The organism is Lachnospiraceae bacterium oral taxon 096, from assembly GCA_018141845.1.
GTDB lineage: Bacteria > Bacillota > Clostridia > Lachnospirales > Lachnospiraceae > F0428.
The window spans coordinates 1,853,106-1,879,101 of record CP073340.1 but is presented as its reverse complement, the minus strand read 5'-3'; the positions used below and the strand labels follow the sequence as shown (position 1 = coordinate 1,879,101).

19 protein-coding genes are annotated in these 25,996 nt (G+C 41.0%); 16 read left to right on the top strand and 3 right to left on the bottom strand.

Going from position 1 to position 25,996, the window contains the following annotated elements:
- Positions 1-172 precede the first annotated feature (172 nt).
- The 12 genes from pyrF (at position 173) to J5A74_09020 (ending at position 12,465) form a co-directional block, all read left to right on the top strand.
- Positions 173-1,090: an orotidine-5'-phosphate decarboxylase gene (gene pyrF, locus J5A74_09075; GenBank protein QUI95522.1), complete on the top strand. Its 918-nt coding sequence runs from the start codon at positions 173-175 to the stop codon at positions 1,088-1,090.
- 94 nt (positions 1,091-1,184) lie between these two features.
- Positions 1,185-1,967, top strand: coding sequence for a dihydroorotate dehydrogenase electron transfer subunit (locus J5A74_09070; GenBank protein ID QUI95521.1), 783 nt, complete (start codon positions 1,185-1,187; stop codon positions 1,965-1,967).
- Complete coding sequence (locus J5A74_09065; GenBank protein ID QUI95520.1) at positions 1,967-2,875, top strand: dihydroorotate dehydrogenase; 909 nt, start codon at positions 1,967-1,969, stop codon at positions 2,873-2,875. Before J5A74_09070 ends, J5A74_09065 begins: the two co-directional genes overlap by 1 nt.
- Before the next feature lie 46 nt (positions 2,876-2,921).
- A complete protein-coding gene (pyrE, locus tag J5A74_09060; GenBank protein ID QUI95519.1) occupies positions 2,922-3,599 on the top strand; it encodes an orotate phosphoribosyltransferase in 678 nt (225 codons plus the stop codon).
- Positions 3,583-4,047 carry a hypothetical protein gene (locus tag J5A74_09055; GenBank protein QUI95518.1) on the top strand — a complete coding sequence of 155 codons (465 nt, stop codon included), beginning with the start codon at positions 3,583-3,585 and terminating at the stop codon, positions 4,045-4,047. Before pyrE ends, J5A74_09055 begins: the two co-directional genes overlap by 17 nt.
- A gap of 3 nt (positions 4,048-4,050) precedes the next feature.
- A complete protein-coding gene (locus tag J5A74_09050; protein ID QUI95517.1) occupies positions 4,051-6,084 on the top strand; it encodes an aminopeptidase in 2,034 nt (677 codons plus the stop codon).
- Positions 6,085-6,143: 59 nt separating this feature from the next.
- Complete coding sequence (gene purE / locus J5A74_09045; GenBank protein QUI95516.1) at positions 6,144-6,662, top strand: 5-(carboxyamino)imidazole ribonucleotide mutase; 519 nt, start codon at positions 6,144-6,146, stop codon at positions 6,660-6,662.
- 13 nt (positions 6,663-6,675) lie between these two features.
- The gene (locus tag J5A74_09040) at positions 6,676-7,701 is read left to right on the top strand and encodes a phosphoribosylformylglycinamidine cyclo-ligase (GenBank protein ID QUI95515.1); all 1,026 of its coding nucleotides are present in this window, start codon (positions 6,676-6,678) and stop codon (positions 7,699-7,701) included.
- Entirely contained in the window at positions 7,695-8,294 is a 600-nt protein-coding gene (locus J5A74_09035) for a phosphoribosylglycinamide formyltransferase (GenBank protein ID QUI95514.1), read from the top strand. Before J5A74_09040 ends, J5A74_09035 begins: the two co-directional genes overlap by 7 nt.
- Positions 8,294-9,568, top strand: a complete 1,275-nt coding sequence (gene purD / locus J5A74_09030) for a phosphoribosylamine--glycine ligase (protein QUI95513.1) — start codon at positions 8,294-8,296, stop codon at positions 9,566-9,568. The genes J5A74_09035 and purD overlap by 1 nt, the downstream gene beginning before the upstream one ends.
- A 274-nt stretch (positions 9,569-9,842) precedes the next feature.
- Positions 9,843-11,501 carry a glutamine--tRNA ligase/YqeY domain fusion protein gene (locus tag J5A74_09025; protein ID QUI95512.1) on the top strand — a complete coding sequence of 553 codons (1,659 nt, stop codon included), beginning with the start codon at positions 9,843-9,845 and terminating at the stop codon, positions 11,499-11,501.
- Between the two features lie 25 nt (positions 11,502-11,526).
- Complete coding sequence (locus J5A74_09020) at positions 11,527-12,465, top strand: hypothetical protein (GenBank protein ID QUI95511.1); 939 nt, start codon at positions 11,527-11,529, stop codon at positions 12,463-12,465.
- Here the strand turns inward: J5A74_09020 and J5A74_09015 are convergent.
- From J5A74_09015 to J5A74_09005, 3 genes are read right to left on the bottom strand one after another with little or no spacing between them, the layout of a single operon-like run.
- Positions 12,462-13,472 (bottom strand): asparaginase, encoded by a 1,011-nt coding sequence (locus tag J5A74_09015; GenBank protein ID QUI95510.1) that lies wholly within the window; start codon positions 13,470-13,472, stop codon positions 12,462-12,464. The genes J5A74_09020 and J5A74_09015 overlap by 4 nt on opposite strands.
- Positions 13,469-14,302: an NAD(+) diphosphatase gene (gene nudC / locus J5A74_09010; GenBank protein ID QUI95509.1), complete on the bottom strand. Its 834-nt coding sequence runs from the start codon at positions 14,300-14,302 to the stop codon at positions 13,469-13,471. Before nudC ends, J5A74_09015 begins: the two co-directional genes overlap by 4 nt.
- A gap of 22 nt (positions 14,303-14,324) precedes the next feature.
- A complete protein-coding gene (locus J5A74_09005) occupies positions 14,325-15,809 on the bottom strand; it encodes a nicotinate phosphoribosyltransferase (GenBank protein ID QUI95508.1) in 1,485 nt (494 codons plus the stop codon).
- Positions 15,810-16,195: 386 nt separating this feature from the next.
- On the opposite strand from J5A74_09005, the gene J5A74_09000 reads away from it, so the two are divergent.
- The 4 genes from J5A74_09000 (at position 16,196) to J5A74_08985 (ending at position 25,953) form a co-directional block, all read left to right on the top strand.
- Entirely contained in the window at positions 16,196-19,639 is a 3,444-nt protein-coding gene (locus J5A74_09000; GenBank protein ID QUI95507.1) for a S8 family serine peptidase, read from the top strand.
- A gap of 104 nt (positions 19,640-19,743) precedes the next feature.
- The gene (locus tag J5A74_08995) at positions 19,744-20,193 is read left to right on the top strand and encodes a hypothetical protein (GenBank protein ID QUI95506.1); all 450 of its coding nucleotides are present in this window, start codon (positions 19,744-19,746) and stop codon (positions 20,191-20,193) included.
- Positions 20,194-20,340: 147 nt separating this feature from the next.
- Positions 20,341-23,463, top strand: coding sequence for an isoleucine--tRNA ligase (locus J5A74_08990; protein ID QUI96874.1), 3,123 nt, complete (start codon positions 20,341-20,343; stop codon positions 23,461-23,463).
- A 24-nt stretch (positions 23,464-23,487) separates the two neighbouring features.
- The gene (locus tag J5A74_08985) at positions 23,488-25,953 is read left to right on the top strand and encodes a glycogen/starch/alpha-glucan phosphorylase (protein QUI95505.1); all 2,466 of its coding nucleotides are present in this window, start codon (positions 23,488-23,490) and stop codon (positions 25,951-25,953) included.
- Positions 25,954-25,996: the final 43 nt, after the last annotated feature.

Below are 25,996 nucleotides of genomic sequence, written 5' to 3'. Positions count from 1 at the left end.
GAATTTTTATTGTCGTCTCTTCAATCTTACAGAAACTCCCTAAAAGACTTGTGCAATATTCAAAATAATTATAGAATAATAGATGACACATTGATACGAAATTATAGGAGAGGAGAGGCCATTTATATAAGACTGATTGTCTACAGTCAATATCAATGGCAGAATTCAATTTATGATCAGCAGATTAATCGAGAAAATCCAAAAGACAAAGGCACCGATATGTGTGGGATTGGATCCAATGTTATCCTATGTTCCAAAGCATATAGTGGAGACTTCATTGAAAGAATATGGTGAGACCTTAGAGGGGGCAGCAGATGCCATTTGGAAGTTTAATCAGGCAATTATCGATGCCGTAGCTGATTTGATTCCAGCGGTAAAGCCACAGATTGCCATGTATGAGCAATTTGGTCTTGCTGGGTTAGTGGCGTATGATAAGACCGTAAAGTATTGTAAGGAAAAGGGATTGATTGTTATTGCTGATGCAAAGAGGGGAGATATTGGCTCAACTTCGACCGCATATGCAGTGGGACATATTGGACATGTTCAGGTGGGAAATACCGTTTGCAAGGGATTTGATGCCGATATGCTCACGGTCAATCCATATCTTGGAAGTGATGGAATTAAGCCATTTGTTGATGTTTGTAACAGCGATGATAAGGGCATTTTTGTCTTGGTAAAGACATCAAATCCATCCAGTGGAGAGTTTCAGGATCGCTTAATTGATGGAAGGGCACTCTATGAGCATGTGGCGGAGAAGGTGGTTGCATGGGGAAAAGAGAGCATGGATGGAGTCTATTCCAATGTCGGTGCTGTGGTCGGTGCAACTTATCCTGAGATGAGTAAGGTTTTGAGAAAGTTAATGCCAAATACTTATTTTCTTGTGCCAGGATACGGTGCTCAAGGGGGAACGGCAGAGGATTTACGATATTGTTTTAATGAGGATGGACTCGGTGCAGTGGTCAACTCATCGAGAGGAATTATTGCTGCCTATCGCCAAGAAAAGTATCAAAAGTTTGGTGAGGAGAATTTCTTTGAGGCATCTCGTCAGGCGACGATGGATATGATTGCGGATATCAATCGGGTGCTATAATGACAAGGTTAACAATGTTGACAATGCAAATAAGGTAAAATAGTACGGATAATACGGATAAAAAGTAAAGTAAATGGAAATGGGAGAGGAAATAATGAGCAAGCAAAAGAGGCGTGTGCGAGTGATTTCGCAAAGCTGTATTGGACCACATATCTATGACCTGCGTTTGGCGTGCAAGGAAATGGTTGAAGAGGCAGTGCCGGGGCAATTTGTCTCTCTCTATGTTGATGATGCAGCGAGATTGCTACCAAGACCAATCAGTATTTGTGGTATTGATAGAGAAAAGGGGGAGCTTCGCCTCGTTTATCGTGTGACAGGAGAAAAGACAGGAACTGCAGAAATTGCAAAATTAGGTGCGGGAGATGAGATTGAAGTTTTAGGACCTCTTGGCAATGGATTTTTACTTGAGGATATGGGAGATGTGATTTTGATTGGTGGAGGTATTGGAATTCCGCCGATGTTAGAGTTGATGAAACAGCTCCCTGAGGTAGGAAAAAAGACTGCAGTCATGGGATATCGGGATAATCAATTATTTTTGGCAGAGGAATTTAAAGCCTATGGTGAAATAGTGGTGGCCACAGAAGATGGAAGCGAGGGCGTAAAGGGCAATGTCCTCGATGCCATTCGAGAAAGAAAAATTAAGGGCGATACCATTATGGCCTGTGGCCCGACACCAATGCTTCGAGCAATCAAGGCATATGCAAAGGAAAATCATATTCGCTGTTACATCTCCTTGGAAGAGAAAATGGCTTGTGGAGTGGGGGCATGCCTAGCTTGTGTGTGCAAGACAAAGGAAGTTGATCATCACTCACAGGTCAACAATCGAAGAATTTGCAAAGATGGACCAGTATTTTTAGCTGAGGAGGTAGAAATCTAATGGCACCAAATATGAAGGTAGAGATTGCAGGGGTTGAATTTCAAAATCCTGTGACTGTGGCAAGTGGAACATTTGGCTCAGGGGCAGAGTACGCCGAATTTGTGGATTTAAATCGATTGGGTGCAGTGACCACAAAGGGGGTGGCCAATATTCCTTGGGCTGGAAATCCTACACCACGAATTGCAGAGGTGTATGGCGGGATGCTCAATGCCATTGGCTTGCAAAATCCTGGCATTGATGTATTTGCAAAGCGAGATGTGCCATTTTTGCGAAAGTACAACACAAAGATTATTGTCAATGTCTGCGGAAAGACGACAGAGGACTATATTGATGTGGTGGAAAAACTTGGAGATGTGGATGTCGATATGCTAGAAATTAATATTTCTTGTCCAAATGTCAAGGAGGGCGGTATTGCCTTTGGTCAGGATCCAAAGGCAGTAGAGGCAATTACGAAGGCAGTAAAGTCTCATGCCAAACAACCAGTGATGATGAAACTTTCTCCAAATGTAACAGATATTACAGAGATGGCCAAGGCCGCACAGGCAGGTGGTGCAGATGCCCTTTCTCTGATTAACACCTTGACAGGGATGAAGATTGATATTCAAAGGCGGACATTTGCTGTTGCCAATCGCACGGGTGGATTTTCTGGACCTGCAATTAAGCCGGTAGCTGTCAGAATGGTCTATCAGGTGGCACAGGCAGTACAAATTCCAATTGTGGGTATGGGTGGAATTTCTTGCTGGGAAGATGCGATTGAATTTTTGCTTGCGGGAGCAACCATGGTGAGTGTGGGAACTGCCAATTTTTATAATCCGAATGTGACGATGGAAGTGGTCGATGGCATTGAAAAATACTTGTTGGATCATCAAATTTCAGATGTGCGAGAATTGATTGGTGCTGTCAAGTAAGCGGTGACATTGCAAAATAAAGTGAGTAGAAAAGGAATGGGATGAAATGGAAAGATATAAGGCAGAGTTTATTGAATTTATGATTGATTGTGAAGTGTTAAAGTTTGGAGATTTCGTGACAAAGAGCGGAAGAAAGACTCCATTTTTTGTCAATACTGGATTTTATCGAACAGGTGCACAGTTGACCAAACTTGGAGAGTACTATGCACAGGCAATTAAGGACAATTTTGGTTTGGATTTTGATGTTTTGTTTGGACCAGCCTACAAGGGAATTCCGCTGACTGTGGCAACGAGCATGGAAATTTCAAGATTGACAGGTAAGGAAGTGAAGTACTGTTCCAATCGCAAGGAAGTAAAGGATCACGGGGACAAGGGAATTTTGCTTGGAAGTCCAATTGCAGATGGTGATCGAGTGCTCATTATCGAAGATGTGACGACAGCGGGAACTTCCATTGAGGAGACTTATCCAATTATTAAGAGTCAGGGCGATGCAGATGTTATTGGTTTGATTGTCAGCGTGGACCGCTGTGAGAGAGGAAAGGGAGAACAATCGGCTCTCAAGGAGATTGCACAAAAGTATGGGATGAAGACTTCAGCGATTGTGACAATGCACGAAGTTGTGGAGCATCTTTATAATAAGCCATACAAGGGAAGAATCGTGATTGATGATGAATTAAAGTCAAGAATTGATCATTACTACGAGCAATATGGGGCAAAGAATTAGACAGATGTTTGACAAATTGAGAAAGAACAAGAAGTATAAGTTTTTAAAGCCAGTCAGAAATAAGGGGCAATCTATTCTCGAAGAGGAGAGGTTTAGCTATCCAGAGGATCGAAAGCAAGAAATCAATCCTGCTTTGGTCAATTATGTGCGAAAGCCACTTTCAAGAAGAAGTTTGATGTCGGTATTTTTGAGTTTGATTGCATCCATCTTTACCATTTGTGCCTATCGTTTAGTTGTGGATTTAAAGGGAGCTCCCGATTTATCACTGTCCGCTTTGGCCATTAGTTCCATTCTCTTTGCCTTGGCAGGATTTTGGTATGGCATACTTTCCTTCTTAGAAAAGGAGACAAGAATGATTCTTGCCTATATTGGACTGGCACTTGGGGGATGCAATTTTTTATTGTGGTTTTTGATTATTGTAGTTGGTGGAATACTTGGAAGAGGGTAGAAGATGGAACGTTATGAACTTGCCACAGAACGCATTCGGCAAATTCCAAAAGAGGATTTGTCGGTGCACTTTGGCGACTTTTTTGTGTCAATGGCTGAATTTGTCATTGATGTAGATGAATTAAAAAGGGATATCGACAGTGGAAAGTATGAAAACTATGATTTTGAGACATTACAGTCTATTCAAGAAAAATTATATGCACAGATTTTGCCACAAAATTATAACAAATCATTTTTCCATCCCGATGTACTTTTTGAAAAATATGGAGAAGAATTTGGACAGGTGCTTTGTGTCCTTGCAAGAGAGCTTAGAAGCATTATTCCGATGGCTTATGAGAGAAAAGAGGAGAATATCTCCAGTGTGTTGGAGGTCTTTTTAGAAATCTATACAGCAGCTAAGGAAGAAGATGTCACAGCAAAGCAGTTGGAAGATATTTTCTTTTGGTATATGTTTGACTATTTGGATGTCACTGTGCCAGAGCGAGTGAGAGAAACTTTGACACCACAAAATCACTTTATTCGAGATATTATTGAAAATGCAGATTTGAATGACCTTCGCTATTTATTTTTATTTGGTCAATATATTTCAAATAGTGAGATTGCTATGGCAAAGTATCTCAATGCATTGCCAGAAGAGACGATTAAAAAGATGGCGGATACCTACACTCAGGGCTATCAAAAGGGATTTGTCGTGCTGGGAAAGGATTTGAGTAAGGTAAAGAATGTTTCTTTGCATTGTCCGATTGGATTTGAGCGAGTGGTCAAGGTAGCAATTCAAAATTTTTTGGATATGGGATTTGAGCCAATTCTTTACCGAACACCATATCGTTTAGCTGATATTGTTGGGGAAAGAAGCCGTGGATGTGGTGGGCAGAGTCCAAATCGCCAATATGACTATGACCATCGCTTTGACGGGGCATTGATTTTAAAAAAGGCCTTTACAGATAGAAAATTAGCACTGTTAGAAATGGCCTATGAAGAAAACAAAGAGATTCTTGATGTCTATGCGGGACCGGCAGTGATAGAGACTTTTGGAGAGAAGAGCTTTGTGCCAGTAAATACAGAGCATGCCCTCAGTTATAGCGACAAACAAAAGAAGCTTCGCCTTGATTTTTCAAATGAATTTTCAATGCTCTTAAATCGCTATGTTCAAACGGAAAAGACAAGCTTTACGATTATTGCTTGGCCATTGCCAGACATTGTAGAGGACAAAGAATGCTATCGCAAGATTTTTGATGAAATTATTCGCATCAATACACTGGATTATCAACACTATCAGAGGATGCAACAGATCATTATTGATGCTCTTGATCAGGCAGAATGTGTACATGTTCAGGGTGGACAGGGAAATGATACAGATGTTACCGTGAAATTACACTCCTTGAAGGATCCAAAGAAGCAGACAAATTTTGAAAATTGTGTTGCAGATGTCAATATTCCTGTTGGTGAGGTCTTTACTTCACCAGTGCTCAAGGGAACTAATGGACTTTTGCATGTGGGAAGAGTCTATATTGGCGATATTTTATTTAAGGATTTGAGACTGTGGTTTTGTGATGGTATGGTCTCAAAGTATTCCTGTCAAAATTTCGAGAACGAAAGTGAAAATCAGAGTTTGATTGAGGAAGTACTTTTAAAGAACAGAAAGAGTCTTCCACTTGGGGAATTCGCCATTGGAACCAATACGACAGCTTATGCAGTGGCAAAGAAGTATCAGATTTTTGATCAGTTGCCAATTTTAATTGCAGAGAAGATGGGCCCCCATTTTGCAATTGGTGATACCTGCTACAGTCACGAGGAAGATGAAGTGACTTATAATCCAGATGGAAAGGCAATTATTGCCAAGGACAATGAAGTTTCTTTGCTTCGTCACAGCAACAGGGAAAAGGCCTATATGAATTGTCACACCGATATCACGATTCCATATGATGAATTGGGGGATATCCATGCCATTTGTGCAGATGGAAAAGAGATTGCCATTGTTGTCGATGGAAAGTTTGCTCTAGAGGGACTTGAGGAATTGAATGAGGCCATGGGCTAAATTGTTGGTTAATGCGGAAAATATCCGAATAACATAGATCAATACAAAGGAGAAAAGTTATGTCAAAAGTAGGAATTGTAATGGGAAGCGACTCAGATATGCCGATTATGGCACAGGCAGCCGATTTTTTAAAGAAAATGGGAATTGATTTTGAGATGACCATTATATCTGCACACAGGGAGCCTGATATTTTCTTTGACTGGGCAAAGAAGGCAAAGGAAAATGGCTTTAAAGTGATTATTGCGGGGGCAGGAAAGGCAGCACATCTTCCGGGAATGTGTGCGGCACTTGTTTCATTGCCAGTCATTGGTGTTCCTATGAAGACATCAGATCTTGGTGGTGTGGATTCACTCTATTCCATCGTACAGATGCCATCAGGTATTCCATGTGCGACTGTGGCCATCAATGGTGGCAAGAATGCGGGAATTTTGGCAGCAAAGATTTTGGCCGTTTCTGACAGCGAGTTAGAAAAAAAATTAGAGGCTTATACCGAAGAGATGAAAAATGAAGTGGTTCATAAGGCAGAGCGACTAAAAGAAATTGGATATGAGGCATATCTAAAAGAGATGGGCAAGTAGATAGGAGGACAATATGGATTACAAGAGTGCTGGAGTTGACATTGAGGCTGGCTATAAGTCAGTGGAATTGATGAAGAAGTTTGTAAAGAGTACGATGCGTCCAGAGGTCCTTGGTGGTCTCGGCGGATTTTCGGGGGCATTTTCTTTAGAAAAAATCAAGGAGATGGATGAGCCAATTCTTCTTTCGGGAACAGATGGTGTGGGCACAAAATTAAAGCTTGCCTTTTTGATGGATAAGCACAATACCATTGGTATTGATTGTGTTGCTATGTGTGTCAATGATGTGGCCTGTGCAGGCGGAGAGCCACTCTTTTTCCTTGATTATATTGCGTGTGGAAAGAATGAGCCTGAAAAGATTGCTCAGATTGTCTCTGGTGTCGCCGATGGCTGTGTGCAGTCTAGTGCAGCACTCATTGGTGGAGAAACGGCAGAAATGCCAGGCTTTTATCCAGAAGATGAGTATGACCTTGCGGGCTTTGCTGTCGGTGTGGTCGACAAAAAGGATATGATTACAGGCGAAAGTATTCAAAGTGGCGATGTCTTAATTGGCATTGCTTCCAGTGGTGTGCACAGCAATGGATTTTCTCTGGTGAGAAAAATTTTTGATATGACGAAGGAAAGCCTAGCTACTTATTATGATGAACTGGGAAAGACGCTTGGAGAGGCACTTCTTGCACCGACAAAGATTTATGTCAAGGCGATGAAATCAATAAAGGATGCCGGTGTCAAGGTTCATGGCTGTTCCCATATCACGGGTGGTGGTTTCTATGAAAATATTCCAAGAATGTTGCCAGAGGATAAGCTTGCTGTCATTAGAAAAGATGCCTATGAGGTTCCTGCTATTTTTAAATTGATGGCAAAGAAGGGCAATGTCTCTGAGGAAATGATGTACAATACCTATAATATGGGCATTGGTATGCTCCTTAGTGTGGCAAAGGAAGATGAAGAAACGACAGTAAAGGCAATTCGAGCAGCAGGTGAGGAGTGCTTTGTGATTGGCCATGTAGAGGATGGAAAAAAGGGCGTGAAACTATGCTAAAAGTCGGAGTGTTGGTCAGTGGAGGCGGAACCAATTTGCAGGCCATTTTAGATGCCATTGATGCAGGAAGAGTAAAGAATGCCAAGGTGAGCTTTGTTTTTTCAAATAATGCCAATGCCTATGCACTGGAGAGGGCAAAAAATGCAGGCATTGAGGCTATGGCACTGTCTCCATCCAGCTTTGAAACTCGAGAAGAATTTAATCAAGCCATGCTGAGAGCACTGAAGGAGAGGAATTTGGATTTGATTGTCCTGGCAGGATTTTTAGTTAAGATTCCACCAGAAATGGTTGAGGCCTTTCGAGGAAGAATTATTAACATTCATCCTTCATTGATTCCGAGTTTTTGTGGCGTTGGTTACTATGGTTTAAAGGTACATGAGGCTGCACTGAAAAGGGGAGTCAAGGTGACGGGAGCTACAGTTCACTATGTCGATGAGGGGATGGACTCTGGTCCCATTATTTTGCAAAAGGCAGTAGAAGTAAAAAGTGGTGATACGCCAAAGCGTTTACAGCAGAGAGTGATGGAAGAGGCAGAGTGGGTGATTTTACCCCAGGCCATTCATCAAATCGCAAACAATGAGGAGGTCAAGTGATGAAGGTATTGGTTGTCGGCGGTGGCGGTCGAGAGCATGCCATTTGCACAAAGATTGCACAGAGCAAACAGGTAGATAAAATTTATTGTGCTCCTGGCAATGCAGGCATTGCTCAGGTGGCAGAATGTGTACCAATTTCTGTGATGAACTTTCAGGCATTGGTTGACTTTGCAAAGGAAAAAGCTATTGATTTGACCGTAATTGGTATGGATGATCCGCTCTGTGGAGGGATTGTAGATGAATTTGAAAGGGAAGGACTTCGAGTATTTGGCCCTAGAAAAAATGCAGCGATTCTTGAAGGCTCAAAGGCATTTTCAAAGGATTTAATGAAAAAGTATGGTATTCCAACCTGTGCCTATGAGACTTTTACTTCGCCACAGGAAGCACTTGCTTATCTTGAAACAGCGAAGATGCCAATTGTATTAAAGGCCGATGGCTTGGCATTGGGAAAGGGCGTGTTGATTTGTCAAGATCTTGAGCAGGCAAAGGCAGGCGTTGAGGAATTGATGATCAATAAGGAATTTGGAAGTGCAGGAGAGAAGATTGTTGTCGAGGAGTTTATGGTTGGGCGAGAGGTGAGTGTTCTCTCCTTTGTCGATGGAAAGACCATAAAAATTATGACTTCCGCTCAGGATCACAAGAGAGCGAAGGATGGAGATCAGGGGCTCAATACAGGGGGAATGGGAACATTTTCACCAAGTCCATTCTATACTGAAGAAGTGGATGCATTTTGTAAGGAACATATTTATCAAAAGACGGTGGATGCTATGCGTGCCGAGGGCAGAGAATTTAAAGGTATTATTTTCTTTGGATTGATGCTGACAGCGGATGGTCCAAAAGTGCTCGAGTACAATGCAAGATTTGGAGATCCAGAGACGCAGGTCGTACTGCCTAGAATGGAGAATGATATTGTAGATGTCTTTAATGCTTGTATTGATGGAACATTAGACCAAATAGAATTGAAGTTTGCCGATAATGCAGCCGTTTGTGTCGTTCTTGCCAGTGATGGATATCCACAAAAATATGAAAAAGGTGTGCCAATATCTGGATTTTCGGCATTTGACGGAAGAGATGATTATTTTTGCTTTCATGCGGGCACAGCCTTTGACGAGAATGGAAAAGTAGTCACAGCAGGTGGAAGAGTATTGGGGATTACAGCAACGGGAAATACTTTGGCACAGGCAAGACAAAAGGCCTATGAGGCGACGGAATGGATTTCATTTCGCAATAAATATATGCGCACAGACATTGGAAAGTCCATTGATGAGGCGTAGGAAAATAGGATAAATCACAGAGGGGAGGGAGCTACTTGGATTTTTGGATGATATTTGTAGGCATTCTTTTTATCTCACTGTTTGCAGCAATTATTGGACCAGTTGCAGGAATGTCTGCAATTTTTGGTGTTATTGCAGAAGAGGATGAGGAAGAGGAATTTTAGGCAAGATGTCCCATTTTTTCTGGAAAGTTGACAGAAAAGGTGGGGCATCTTTTCTTATTTGAGAAGATATGATAAGATAAAAGCAATGATATTCTGTTTAGGAGGACGAGATGGCAGAGGAAGTAGTATCAAAAAATTTTATTGAATTAGAGATTGAAAAAGATCTTGCAGAGGGAAAATATACACATGTGCAGACAAGATTTCCACCAGAGCCAAATGGATATTTGCATATTGGACATGCAAAGTCCATTCTTTTAAATTCAGGTTTGGCAGAGGAGTATAAGGGAAAGTTTAATCTTCGCTTTGATGATACCAATCCGACCAAGGAGAAGGAGGAGTTTGTTGATTCTATCAAGGAAGATGTCAATTGGTTAGGGGCAGATTATGAAGACCGCCTCTTTTTTGCATCTAATTATTTTGATGAGATGTACGAAAAGGCTGTTTTATTGATTCAAAAGGGAAAGGCCTTTGTCTGTGATTTAACTGCAGATGAAATTAGGGAGTATAGAGGAGATTTTAAAAATCCTGGAAAGGAAAGTCCATATAGGAATCGCAGTGTTGAGGAAAACTTGCGTCTCTTTGAGGAAATGAAAGAGGGCAAAGTAGAAGATGGAAGGCGTGTGCTTCGTGCAAAGATTGATATGGCATCACCAAATATCAATATGCGCGATCCTGTGATCTACCGCGTGGCGAGAATGAAGCATCACAACACAGGAGATAAGTGGTGCATTTATCCGATGTATGATTTTGCACATCCAATTGAAGATGCCATTGAGCATATTACACACAGCATTTGTACTCTGGAGTTTGAGGATCATCGACCACTCTATGATTGGGTGGTGAGAGAATGTGAGTACAGTGAGCCACCAAGACAGATTGAGTTTGCAAAGTTATACTTGACCAATGTGGTTACAGGAAAGCGATATATTAAAAAGCTTGTAGAAGATGGCATTGTGGATGGTTGGGACGACCCAAGATTAGTTTCGATTGCAGCACTTCGAAGAAGGGGATATACACCAGAATCTATTCGCAAGTTTGTTGAACTTTGTGGTGTGTCTAAGGCACAATCTTCTGTGGACTATGGGATGCTTGAATATTGTATTCGAGAGGATTTAAAGTTAAAGAGACCAAGAATGATGGCTGTGCTTGATCCAATTAAGTTGGTGATTGACAATTATCCAGAGGATCAGGTGGAGATGCTGCCAATGCCAAATAACATGGAAAATCCAGAACTTGGGGAGAGAATGATTCCATTTGGAAGAGAGCTCTACATTGAGAGAGAGGATTTTATGGAAGAGCCACCAAAGAAGTATTTTCGACTTTTTCCTGGAAATGAAGTGCGCTTGATGGGGGCTTATTTTGTCACTTGCACAGGATTTGAAAAGGATGAAAATGGAAAGATCACGGTAGTTCATGCGACCTATGATCCTGAGACAAAGAGTGGAAGTGGATTTAATGCAAGAAAAGTAAAGGGTACAATTCACTGGGTCAATGTAAGTACAGCAAAGCAGGTAGAGTGCAGACTCTATGAGAATATTGTGGATGAAGAGAAGGGAAAGTTTGACGAAGAAGGCAATCTCAATGTCAATCCAAATTCATTGACCGTATTAAAGGAATGCTATGTAGAGCCAAACTTTAACAATGCAAAGGCGTATGACAGCTATCAATTTGTGCGAAATGGTTTCTATTGCATAGATTGTAAGGATTCTACGCCAGAGCATATGGTATTTAACCGTGTGGTTTCATTGAAGACTTCATTTAAACTCTAAGACGCAAACAGGGAGTGATTGGGAGATGACAACGAAAAGAAAGAAGATTGTGGCAATGGGCGCATTGATTAGCATTGTGGCTGTTGCCGCATTGGCTATTCCGGGGATGAAGACATACAAGAGAGTGATGGTTGTGTCGGAATCGGCCTCTTATGAGACAGCAATTGCTGAGGAAAAGCAAAGTGCAGCACAGAGCATTGCACAAAGCATTGCCAACAATAAAAAAGAGAGTGAAGAGCAAAGTCAAAGTGTGGCTGAAAGCATTGCGATCACTGTGCCAACATTGAGTGCACAGGAACAAGATTTATTGAATGACTTATATACACAGATTTCAAATCGCAATTTGGAATCTGTGGCGAGAATTTTACTTGAAAAACAAGAAGATCTGGAGAATTTGTGCGACAAGACATTTGAGGGGCGAACCTATTTGTTTGATGGTCGAGGCGTTCGCCTAATGCCAAAGAAGGGGCAAAATGCCGATGGCATTGTGCTAAAGGCGAGCAATACAATTTTTTATGGAAGTTTTGTCAATGGAAGTATCAATGGCCATGGTATTGCTTTGACGGCCTATAATCTGGATGCTCCGAGATTTGATTATTCGGAGGGAGAGTGGTCCAATGGGTTGATGGAGGGAAGCGGAACGATAGGATATTCCTATCTTGCTCCTTCTCCATCGGATGACAGTATTTCTAGCTATAAGACAGGAAATTTTGTTCACGACAATATGGACGGGGATTTTACCTATGGTGTCAATGAACGAGACGGTGCACAGGTGGTATTTACACTTCGAGCCAGCAATGGCAGAACAGTGATTGACAATCGCTGGAAATGGGATTCGGATGCAAAGGCCTACGCACTAAAAGAAAGCACATCGACAAATCCTGAAGAAAAGGCAAAATATACTTTGACAAAGGAGCAATCCAGTGAAGTGCGCTGGAGCAATCCTGTTCCATTTATGAATTAAAAACTAGCGTTCCAGAGGGTGTCACGATTGATGGTTTTGTAAAACAATCGGCGAATTTCCTCTGGATCTTTTGTTTGTGATAAAATCCACATCAGTTTTGTTGCCGTGGCTTCTAAAGTCATATCGTAGCTTTCAATCAGACCAAATTGCTGTTTGATATTCTTTCCAACCTCATATACAGACATATGACTTCCTTCGAGTGGAACCTGAGTCGTCATAACAATGGTCTTTCCATTTTCAATTAACTGTTGAATAGAAAGTTTAAAGTCTCCATCCTTATGACTTGGCAAACCACCTACACCAAAGGATTCAATAATGACGGCATCATATTGTGTGCCAATAAAATCGAGGAGTTTTGGATCCATTGAAGGAATTAACTTTAATAGACAAACTTTAGAATTAAGTTCATTGTAAAAGCGAATACTCTCATTTACTGCGGATTTATCATCGAGATAGAAGATGACATGGTCATCTTGAATAGCTGCAATATATGGAAAATTGATGGAAGAAAAGGCATTGTAGCTCTTGGTTCGCTCCTTTCTTGCCCTTGTTCCACTGATGACTTTACCATCAAATACAATATTGACGCCATAGGCATGGTCGTGAGAGGCAAAGAGAATACTGTCATGCAGGTTTGTTCGTGCATCAGTGACATCTAAATCAATTGGCTTTTGTGCTCCTGTGACAATAATGGGTTTTAGTGAGTTTTGAACGAGATAGGACAGTGCGGCTGCTGTGTAGGCCATGGTATCTGTTCCGTGACAAATTACAAATCCATCAAAATCAAAGTAATTACTCTTGATACAATCAGCAATCTGTATCCAATTTTCGGGCTGAATATTGGTGCTGTCGAGATTAAATAATTCGATGGAAGAGACATCCGCAAATTTTTTTACTACAGGGACATAGGAGAGAAGCTCAGATGGCTTAATTTGTGGACGCAGTCCGTCATCACTTTTTTGGGAGGCAATGGTGCCTCCCGTTCCAATGAGTAAGATTTTTTTCATTGCAATTTTCCTTCCTTAAAGTAGGCAATCATTTCTTGCCCGACACTTATCGTGCTATCTGGCAGCGGAACATCTTTTCGCTCAAACCAAGAAGCTTCTTTTAACTCTTCTTCCTGTAAGGTGATGGTGTCATCGCCATCAAGCTCGGCAGTAAATCCCATCATAAGAGTATCTGAAAATGCCCAAGGTTGTGATTTGTGGGCACGAATATTTTTGATTTTTAGTCCGACCTCTTCCATCACTTCTCTGCGAACAGCATCCTCGGGAGTTTCTCCAATTTCCATAAATCCTGCAACAAGAGCATAGTGTTTATAGGTCGTGTTCCTTCCTTTTGTCAAAAGAATGCGATCGCCATCAGTAATCGCTACGATAATGGCAGGACTGATCTTTGGATACTCTATCGCACCACAGTTTGGACAAATGACGGCACGCTCTGTTGTGGAGCGAATGGTCTTACTTCCACAGTGACCGCAATAAATTCTCGATTGCAAAAAGCGATAGATCTGTCCACCCGTCACTCCGGCAAAGCTTGCAGCCTGATCATGAAAATGTCGAAAGGTCGAAATTGGCTCCATAGAGAAACTAGAATGTTTACAAACAGATGGATCATCAATGAGATAATACTCATCTTTATCGATGGAGAATAGGTAATATCCCCCATCTTGTCTTTTTGTCTTCAGGTCTTGAAACTGCGGAATGGTATGATTTCCAAGTTTATCTTTGGAAAGCAGCACTGTATTGCCCTCAAAGTAGAGGGCATAGGCACCATCTCTTGGAGAATGGTTTTTAAACTGTGGGTTGAATATTTTTGGGTAAATTTCTTGTATCATGGGTAATCCTTTTCTTTATTTACTAGTATGCTTGATCAAGTGGCGTGGCATTGGCCACATGATATTTTTTCAAAAGCTCATTTTTGGTATGCCAGAGCTTGTTGGAAAGATCGACATAGGTCTCATGAGGATAAGCCAGGCGCTTTGCCTCATCCCAGAGTGTATTTTTTTCTGCATTGCAAATTTTTTGCAATTCCATCACACTTGGGCTTTCATAGACGCATTTTCCATCCACAAAGATGGGAACAAGCAATTCTCGAAGGGTGTAGCTGCCAGGGTCGAGATGAGTTCGTTTCCATGTCTCGATGGGGTCGAAGAGATTGAGCGGTTTGTTTTCATCAAAATGTTCATCGGCCATACAAATTAAATCGGCGATGATTTTGTGTTCCTTTTTGTCATAGATGCGATAAATAGTCTTATTTCCTGGATTCGTAATTTTTTCAGCATTTTCTGAAAGCTTAATCTTTGGAATAAACTCACCAGTTGCTAGATCTTTGATGGCTGCGAGCTTATAGACACCGCCAAAGGAAGGGCACTTATTGGAGGTAATCAAATGGGTACCGACACCCCAGGAATTAATTTGTGCACCCTGAATCTTTAGAGAAGAAATTAAATCTTCATCTAGATCATTGGAGGCAGAAATAATGGCATCCTTTAGTCCGGCCTGGTCAAACATTTTTTTTGCTTTCTTGGAAAGATAGGCAAGGTCTCCACTATCTAGGCGAATGCCGTAGTGTTCTAGTTTTATCCCTGCCTCCTTCATTTCGAGAAAGACTTTGATGGCATTGGGAACGCCACTTTTTAGCGTGTCGTAGGTATCAACAAGAAGGATGCAATTATTTGGATAAATTTTTGCATAATTTCGAAAGGCAGTGAGTTCGTCGGGAAAGCTCATAATCCAACTGTGTGCGTGTGTGCCCATCACAGGGATGTCAAACATTTTGCCAGCTAAGACATTACTTGTTCCACTACAACCACCGATAACAGCAGCTCTTGCCCCATAGATGCCAGCATCAGGACCTTGTGCTCTTCGAAGTCCAAATTCAAGAACGGCATCGCCATCTGCTGCGTGGACGACTCTGGCGGCTTTGGTGGCAATAAGGGATTGGTGGTTAATGATATTTAATATAGCTGTCTCAAGAATTTGTGCCTCAATAACAGGAGCAATAATCTTGATAAAAGGTTCTCTAGGAAACATCACCGTTCCTTCTGGAATGGCATAGATACTTCCTGAAAATTTAAAGTTTTTTAAATACTCCAAGAAGGTAGGCTGAAACAGGTGAAGACTTTCTAAGTATTGAATATCTTCCGCTGAAAAATGAAGATTTTTTACATATTGAATCACCTGTTCAAGCCCTGCACAGATAGCATAGCCATTGTGTCCAGGATTACTTCGATAAAATGCGTCAAAAATTACAGTTTCATTGGTGTTATGTGATAGAAAATAGCCCTGCATCATGGTGAGCTCGTATAGGTCAGTCAGCAGGCTTAAGTTTTGTTGTGCCATGGGATTCTCCTTTTCTTAAAAATAATTTTACCTAATTATAGCACAGAAAAATAGAAATAGACAATTCTGTGATTTGTTGTTATGATATTGTGCGAAGCTGTTCTTTAGCTTCAGAGAACTATAATACTCAAAGGATGGTGGTATTTCGAGTTACGATTTTTTGATTTAACAAGTTTATACAGACCCGAAGATATGCTGGGTGATCGCGAGTAGCATACCTTTTCGTTGCATATCTCAGTTGTTAGCATAAAATGTTTAGCAACAAAAAATTGAATAGGAATCTGGAACTAGAGTATGGCTCAAACTACAAAATAATTTTGGCGTGAGAGTTGAAAGTTTCAGAGATTCTTCCTCTCACGCATAAAGTTTTGAGAGGATTTCAAGGAATGAAAAAGTTATGGAAACAAGTTTTGAGTTTGGGACTTGTTGCAGTGCTCTCTTGTTCTAGCTTGCCCTTTGGACTTGGCTCAGGTATTGCCTATGCAGCTCAAGAAAATGCAAAGAGCAACCACTTAGACGAGATTCTAAAAAAGCAAAGCAGTGGCCCTTATGACCTTTTGCTCCTGATTAGGCAGGATAAGAATGCTGATGATATGAGTGCGCAAAAGGCTGCAGCAGTGGCACAAAATGACATCAAGGAGATGTTGGATCGTGCACTGGAGCAGGGAAAGGTCTCATCATATGAGAGCTTTTTTTCGTCAAATTCAATCCATGTCATTGCAAGTGATATCGATTTTATCCGACAATTGGCAGCCCATCCGTCCGTAGAGGACATTGCCTTAAATGGTAAAGTCAGTGCAGTGGACACATCAAGTTCATCGAGTGCACAAAATGGTGGAGATGCAATCGACAGTGCAGATGGCATTGATTGGGGCGTAAAGATGGTGCGTGCAAACAGTGTTTGGGATGAATTTCATCTTGACGGAAGTGGTGTGACCATTGGAATTATTGATACAGGTGTCAATTATAAACTTCCTGTACTTCGCAATGCCTATAAGGGCTATGATGCGGCAACGGGAACATATGACACAAAGTATTACAAGGATTTTATTGATCCAGATAAGGTGGAGCCAGCGGCTTCATCAGAGAACACACATGGAACTCATGTTGCAGGAACAATTCTTGGAAAAGAAGGTGACAGCTTAAATCGAATTGGAGTAGCCCCGGGGGCAAAGTTTATTAATGCAAGGGCAATCTCTGAGGGAATGACCAGCAGTGATGTGATTTTAAGAGCTGGTGATTGGATGTATAGTATGCATCCAGATATTATTAATAACTCTTGGGCAGGTGCATCAAATAATAATGATGAGTGGTTTGCCAGAATGGCACAGACCTGGCAGGATGCAGGAATTATTGCTGTATTTGCTGCAGGAAATGCAGAAAATACAGATAGTGAAAGTGGACTTGGCACCATTGCCAATCCAGCAAATCTTTTGGATGTTATCGCTGTAGGAGCAGTAGATAAGAAAAAGAAGATTGCTCCATTTTCAGAGAAAGGACCATCTGTGTTTGATCCTTCTGGAAATGTAACTAAGCCAGAAATATCAGCACCTGGTGTTTCTATTCGTTCATTGAATGCAATGGGCGAGTATGTTAATGACAGCGGAACCAGCATGGCAGCTCCGCATGTCAGTGGTGTTTTGGCACTTTTAAAACAAGCAGATCCAAGTTTGACTCCACAAAGAGCAAAGGAAATTTTGGAAAAGACAGCAGAGCCATTGACCGATGAAAAATTTTCTCAATCTCCCAACATGGCTTATGGCTATGGCTTGGTCAATGCCTACGATGCAGTGGCTAGCTTAAGGGGAAGAGAACAGGGATCCATCTATGGCAAGGTCACAAAGGGTGGCGAAAGAAATATGAGTGCATATGAAGAGGTTGAAGTTTCACCAGCACAGACAACCCAAGCACAGACAACTCAAACAACTCAAGAACAAAGCGAGAGTTCTCACAGTGGAGAGAGCGTATCAGCAGCTAGAGTGGCAACGCCTGCTGACGCTACAGATGAGGCCAAGGAGAACGAATCGAAAGAGGAGACGAGTACTGCTGTGATGGTTAAAAAGCAGAGTATCAACCGAAATATTGCATTTAAGCCATTAATCAAGGTATTGGACACAGGAGCCTATGCCTATGCAAAGTCAGATGGAAGTTATAAGATTCCCCATGCAGTGAATCAAGCGGGTTCACCATATACAGTAGAAGTTTCTGCCTATGGTTATATTACGCAAACTGCACAGGTGGATTTATCTAGTCAGTCAAATCAAAAAGTAGACTTTGTACTTCAACCTGCGCAGATTGCGAAGGTGAGTGGCAAAGTACTTGATGAGACAGGAAATGCTCTTTCTGGTGTCAATGTCAAAGTTGTAGAGGATGAAAATGTTGATAATGTGCAGACAAACGAAGATGGTTCATACCGCATTCAAGCGGCATATGAGGGAAATTATACACTTCGTTTTTCTAAGTACGGATATCTTTCTAAGACCATGAAGTTAAGACTCAATGCAGGCGAAAACACACTAAAAAATGTGACTCTTTTTCAGTTATCTAACTTAGAGGAATATTCACAAAATAATGGTGTTGGTGATGTTGATGGTGCAAATGTGGAAGCTGTAATGACTGGCGGTCAGGAACAGGGTGTTGCTGTGAAATTTGTCACACCTGTTGATGGTGGAATTTTAAAGAGTGCGAATTTGTACTTGGTCAATAGCGGCGATTACCGTGGCAATCACATTCAAGTGGGTGTCGTTGGCTATGATAGTGGAAGACGACTTCGCGAATTAATTCCATTTAGGGATGTGGAAAATGCACACAGCGGCTGGAATAGCGTAGATTTTAGCGATTATTACCTAAAGACAAGCGATCCAATTTATGTTGCTGTTCGCTATGCAAAGCCAATTGGAGAGTCCATTGGCGTGGCGTATGATGAAAATGCATCAGAGAACAATAAAAATCAATCCTATCTATTTAATGGTGAGCTTTCACCTGTATCAGAGCGTTCAAGCCTTTCAGAGGGTGGATTTGCGATTACAACAAAGTGGTATTCTGGAACAACTTCAGGCAATGCAACAGATGTCGAGGAGCCAAATGTTGAAAATTTACCTCAAGTGAGCGTTCCAGAGACTCATTCACAGACTCATTCACAGACACCAACACAATCAACACAGTCAGAAACTTTACCACAAAAAGATTATCGTCAAAAAAGTGATGGCTCAGGTGTAAAAGCACCTGTGGGCACAGAGACAAGTCGAAGTGGTAAGATTTATGGTTGGGAAGATCAGGCAAAAAATATGCATGGACATTTGGTGGCCAGCGATACAGTAGACCGCAAGTGGCAAAGAAATGGCAATCATTGGCAACTTCTTCGAAGCAATGGAGAACCATATAAGAACACTTGGGTAAAGGCCTACACAACATCGCAGACAAAACAGGGAACACATTTTTCGTGGTTCCGATTTGACAGCGATGGAAATATGCAAACTGGTTGGGTAAAGGATGAGAAGGGACATTGGTTCTATCTCGAAGAAAGTCAAGATCAATACGCTGGCGAACTTGTTGTTGGTTGGCGAAAGATTGGAGATGATTGGTATTACTTTAATACTTCGGCTCCAAAAGTTGAGGGAAGAATGGAAACTGGTCTATTTGTCGATAAGAACAAAGACACCTATTACCTTCACGAAGGAAAAGACAAGAATGAAGGAAAGATGGCCAAGGGCTGGACACTGATTAAAGACCAATGGATTTATTTTAATGACAGCGGTAAGAAGGTGGCTAGAGCCTTTGACGATGAGTTTTTAAGAGCACAGGATGCACAGGAAAATTCAAATTCATAGTAAGAAAGAGCGTGCCTAGGTTGCACGCTCTTTTTGCTTTGTTGACAAGAAATTTTTGCAATGTTAAAATGACAAACAGGTTATAAGGAGGGGGTAGTTCATAGATGCAGAGTCTGGTTTCTATTCTTTTATTCTTTATTGTCGTTATTCCTGTATTTGTGGCAATCATTTTTACTTATCAAATACGCAATCGACCAAAGACGCTAGAGATGGGGAGCATTGGGTTATTTCTTATGGATATCTTGATGTGGGGAATGGGAACTTTGGGTTGTGGAGGTTGTTTTTACCTACTCTCTCATATTGACTATAGCATTCAGATCTCTCAATATTGTCTAGCTATTGTAGTCATTAGTTTTTTGAATTTTTGTTTTCTTGGAGGAAGAAAGCGATTTAGGAAGGAAAATTGGCATTTTTACTTTTTTGCTATTTTGTTTTTTCTGACCATGGTGGTGACTGTGATGATATTAAAGTATCAATTAAAGGATGCAAGGATTTATCTTTGGTATTTGTCAACACTTTTTATATTTCTTGCCATGGTCGGGACGAGGAAGTAGAACTTGTGACAAATCCTTGACAGCAATAAAAAACTATGTTTAAATAGGGAAGAGAAAAGGCTGAGATGGAGAGAATGTAATTTTATCGACGCATTTGCCTCGTCCTGTTCACAGGATGGGGCTATTTTTATGAAAGGAAGTTTAAATATGTACAACAAAGTACCTACTGATTTGAAATTCGTAGAAAGAGAAAAAGAAGTAGAGAAATTTTGGGAAGATGAAGAGATCTTTGAAAAGAGTATTGAAGATCGAAAAGATTCCCCAACATATATGTTTTATGATGGTCCGCCAACAGCGAATGGAAAGCCACATATTGGTCATGTTTTGACCAGAGTGATCAAGGATATGATTCCACGATATCGAACAATGAAAGGCTATAAAGTTCCAAGAAAGGCGGGATGGGATACGCATGGGCTTCCTGTGGAGCTTGAAGTAGAAAAAAAGCTTGGACTTGATGGAAAGGAACAGATCGAGGCATATGGTCTTGAGCCATTTATCAAGGAGTGCAAGGAGAGCGTCTGGAAATACAAGGGCATGTGGGAAGAGTTTTCAGGTGTCGTTGGATTTTGGGCAGATATGGAAAATCCATATGTCACCTATGAGAACAATTTTATTGAGTCTGAGTGGTGGGCCCTCAAGCAGATTTGGGACAAGGGACTTTTGTACAAGGGCTTTAAGGTCGTACCTTATTGTCCAAGATGTGGAACACCTCTTTCTAGCCATGAGGTTGCACAAGGATATAAGGATGTCAAGGAAAAATCGGCGATTGTCAAGTTTAAGGTAAAGGGCGAAGATGCCTACTTCCTTGCTTGGACAACAACACCTTGGACATTGCCAAGCAATGTGGCACTCTGTGTGAATCCTGTAGAAACCTATGTCCGTGTGAGGAAAGAGGGAACAACTTATATTATGGCGGAGGCCTTAGTAGAGAAGGTATTGGAAAGTGATTTTGAAATTTTAGATCGCTTTGATGGAAAGAGCCTTGAATATAAGGAATATGAGCCTTTGTTTGATTTTGTTGATCCAAAGAAGAAGGCTTGGTTTGTGACCTGTGATGACTATGTCACCTTGACCGATGGTACAGGTATTGTACATATTGCACCGGCCTTTGGTGAGGATGATTCTCGAATTGGAAGAAAATATGATCTGCCATTTATCCAACTTGTCAACAGCAAGGGGGAGATGACAAAGGAAACCAAGTGGGAAGGTGTATTTGTAAAGAAGGCAGATCCATTAGTATTAAAAGATTTAAAGGAAAATGGAAAATTATTTGCTGCACCGACATTTGAGCATAGCTATCCACATTGCTGGAGATGTGACACACCACTAATTTATTACGCAAGAGAGTCTTGGTATATCAAGATGACGGAAGTGAAAGATGATTTAATTCGCAATAATCAAACCATCAATTGGATTCCAGAAAGCATTGGAAAGGGTAGATTTGGAGATTGGCTTGAAAATGTACAGGATTGGGCAATTTCAAGAAACCGCTACTGGGGTACCCCACTCAATGTTTGGCAATGTTCCTGTGGAGCTATGCATTCGATTGGAAGCATTGAGGAATTAAAGTCGATGTCAGAGAATTGTCCAGAACATATTGAGTTGCACCGTCCATTTATTGATGCAGTGACCATCAAATGTCCAGAGTGTGGTGGACAGATGAAGAGAGTTCCTGAAGTGATTGATTGTTGGTTTGATTCAGGATCTATGCCATTTGCTCAGCATCACTATCCATTTGAGAATAAGGAAGTATTTGAACAGCAATTCCCAGCAGACTTTATTTCTGAGGCTGTGGATCAAACAAGAGGTTGGTTCTATTCTCTACTGGCAGTTTCTACCTTGATTTTTAATAAGGCACCATATAAAAATGTCATTGTCCTTGGACATGTACAGGATGAAAATGGTCAGAAGATGAGTAAGTCAAAGGGAAATGCAGTAGACCCAATGGATGCACTCAGGGAATATGGTGCAGATGCGATTCGTTGGTATTTCTATATCAATTCCGCACCTTGGCTTCCAAACCGCTTCTATGGAAAGGCAGTACAGGAAGGTCAGAGAAAGTTTATGGGTACCCTTTGGAATACCTATGCTTTCTATGTGCTCTATGCAGAGATTGATCAGTTTGATCCGACAAAGCATAAGCTGGAGTATGATCAGCTGACTGTGATGGATAAGTGGCTGATGTCAAAGCTTAATTCTTTAATTAAGGAAGTTGATGAGGATTTGGCAAACTATAAGGTGACTGAGGCAGCCAGAGCATTACAAGTCTTTACTGATGAGATGAGCAATTGGTATGTTCGCAGATGTAGAGAACGATTCTGGGCTAAGGGAATGGAGCAAGATAAAGTTTCTGCCTATATGACCTTATATACAGCATTGGTGACACTTTCTAAGCTAGCTGCACCAATGATTCCATTTATGACAGAGCAGATTTATCAAAATCTTGTGCGAAATGTGGATAAAAGTGCACCAGAAAGTATTCATCTTTGCGACTATCCACAGGTGAATGAGCGGTTGATTGACAAGAAATTGGAAGTAGACATGGATGAGGTGTTGGACATTGTCGTCCTTGGTCGTGCGGCGAGAAATGAAGCAAACATTAAAAATCGTCAGCCAATTGCAGATATGTATGTGAAGTCTGACAATGTGTTAGACAAATTCTATACGGACATTATCAAGGATGAGCTCAATGTAAAGCAGGTGAGCTTTAGAGATGATGTTGAGGACTTTGTAAATTATACCTTTAAGCCACAATTAAAGACAGTAGGACCAAAGTATGGAAAGCAACTTGGAAAGATTAAAGAGGCATTGGCTCATCTGGATGGTCCAGCAGCAATGAAAAAGTTAAAGAGCGATGGGGCATTGGAATTTGACTTTGATGGCGAGAAAATTTCACTGACAATGGATGACTTGTTGATCGAGACAGCAAAGAGTGAAAATTTTGTTTCTCAGGAAGACAATCAGGTGACGGTTGTACTCGATATTCGTCTTACACCAGAACTGATTGAAGAGGGATTTGTTCGCGAGGTTATTTCAAAAGTGCAGACAATGCGCAAGGAAGCAGGATTTGAGGTTACTGATCACATCATTCTTTCACAGAGTGATAATGATAAATTGGCTGAGATTATCAAAGCAAATGTCGATCAGGTGAAGTCGGAAACTTTAGCTGATGATATTGTCTTTGGCAGTGTCAGTGGATACAACAAGCATTGGAACCTCAATGGTGAGAGTGTTTTGCTTGGAGTTGAGAAGGTAGTAAAAAACAATTAAAAAATGCAAGGTGGAGGTATGTTAATGACAGGACTGATTCGGAGTAAAAAGTTTGATAAGAATCAGATTAAACAAGATATTATTAGTAATGTAAAGATTCTTTATAGAAGATCAATTGAAGAGGCCAACCCAATGGAGGTCTATCAGGCGGTGAGCTTGACTATGCAAAAGCTCATTATTGATGACTGGATGAAGACACAAAAAGCTTATGAAGAGAAGGATGTAAAGACCGTTTATTATCTTTCTATGGAGTTTTTGATTGGTCGTGCTCTGGGAAATAATATTATTAATCTTGGAGCAGTGAAGGAAGTGAAGGAAGCTCTTGATGAGTTGGGATTTGATTTAAATCTCATTGAGGATCAGGAGAGAGATCCAGCACTTGGAAATGGTGGACTTGGAAGACTTGCTGCTTGTTTCCTTGATTCTTTAGCAACACTTGGCTATCCGGCGTATGGCTGTGGTATTCGCTATCACTATGGTATGTTCAAGCAAGAGATTAGGGACGGATATCAGATTGAGGTTCCAGATGAGTGGTTAAAAGACGGATATCAATTTGAGCTTCGTCGCGATGAGTATCAGGTTGAGGTTAAGTTTGGTGGTCATGTTCGTGTAGAAGTAAAGGATGGAAAGAATAAGTTCGTTCAGGATGGATATTCTTCTGTGCTCGCTGTTCCATATGATATGCCAATTGTTGGTTATGAAAATGGCATTGTCAACACATTGCGTATTTGGGATGCTCGTTCTGTATCTAACTTCAGCCTTGAGCAATTTGACAAGGGAGATTATCAAAAGGCTGTTGAGCAGGACAATCTTGCAAAGAATATTTGTGAGGTGCTCTATCCAAATGATAATCACTATGCGGGTAAGGAGTTGCGCTTAAAGCAACAGTATTTCTTTATTTCTGCAAGTATTCAAAGAGCAGTCTTAAAGTTTAAGGAAAAGAACAGTGATATTCATGACCTTCCAAAGAAGGTAGTATTCCAGATGAATGATACACATCCAACTGTTACAGTTCCAGAGCTTATGCGCATCTTGATTGACGAAGAGGGACTGTCATGGGATGATGCTTGGAGCATTACAACACAGTGCTGTGCGTACACAAATCATACGATTATGGCAGAAGCTCTTGAGAAGTGGCCAATCGAGCTCTTTTCCAGATTGCTACCAAGAATTTATCAAATCGTGGAAGAGATTAATAGAAGATTTGTCTTGGAAATTCAGTCAAAGTATCCTGGCGATAATGACAAGGTACATAGAATGGCGATTATTCATGATGGTCAGGTGAGAATGGCCTATATGGCTATTGCTGGAAGCTTTTCTGTCAATGGTGTGGCGAAGTTGCACACAGAAATTCTGGAGAAGCAAGAGTTAAAGGATTTCTACGAAATGACACCAGAAAAGTTCAATAACAAGACCAATGGTATCACACAGAGAAGATTCCTTCTCCATGCCAACCCATTGCTTGCAAATTGGATTACCAATAAGATTGGAGACGATTGGATCACCGATCTTTCAAAGATTGCAAAGCTAAAGGTATTCCTTGATGACAAGAAGAGTCAACAGGAATTTATGAACATCAAGTACCAAAACAAGGTTCGCCTTGCGAATTATATCAAGGAGCACAATGGCGTTGATGTTGATCCTCGTTCCATCTTTGATATTCAGGTAAAGAGATTACATGAGTACAAGCGTCAGCTGCTTAACATCTTGCATGTAATGTATTTGTACAATAAGTTAAAGGACAATCCAGTGCTTGATATTGTGCCAAGAACATTTATCTTTGGTGCTAAGGCCGCAGCTGGATATCGCCGTGCGAAGTTGACGATTAAGTTAATTAACTCTGTGGCAGATGTCATTAACAATGATCCTACCATCAATGGAAAGATTAAGGTTGTCTTTATCGAGGACTATCGTGTATCTAATGCAGAGATTATCTTTGCTGCAGCTGATGTCAGCGAGCAGATTTCTACAGCAAGTAAGGAAGCATCAGGAACAGGTAACATGAAGTTTATGTTAAATGGTGCCCCTACACTTGGAACAATGGACGGTGCAAATGTAGAGATTGTCGATGAGGTCGGTGCAGAAAATGCATTTATCTTTGGTATGAGCTCAGATGAGGTCATTAACTACGAGAAGAATGGTGGATATGATCCAATGGAGATATTTAATAATGATCAGGATATCCGCCGTGTACTAATGCAGTTAATCAATGGTTACTATTCACCAGTTGATCCTGAGTTATTTAGAGATTTGTACAATTCTCTGCTCAATACACTCAGCTCAGATAGAGCAGATACTTACTTTATCTTAAAGGATTTCCGGTCTTATGCAGACGCACAGGAAAGAGTGGATGCAGCGTACAGAGATGAGGACGAATGGGCAAGAATGGCCCTCTTGCAGACCGCATCTGCTGGAAAGTTCTCTTCTGATCGAACAATCGAGGAGTATGTAAGAGATATTTGGAAACTTGAGAAAGTTGTATTAAAGTAATTTTGCATAGTATAAAAACCCCATGGATTCAAGAAAATCGGCT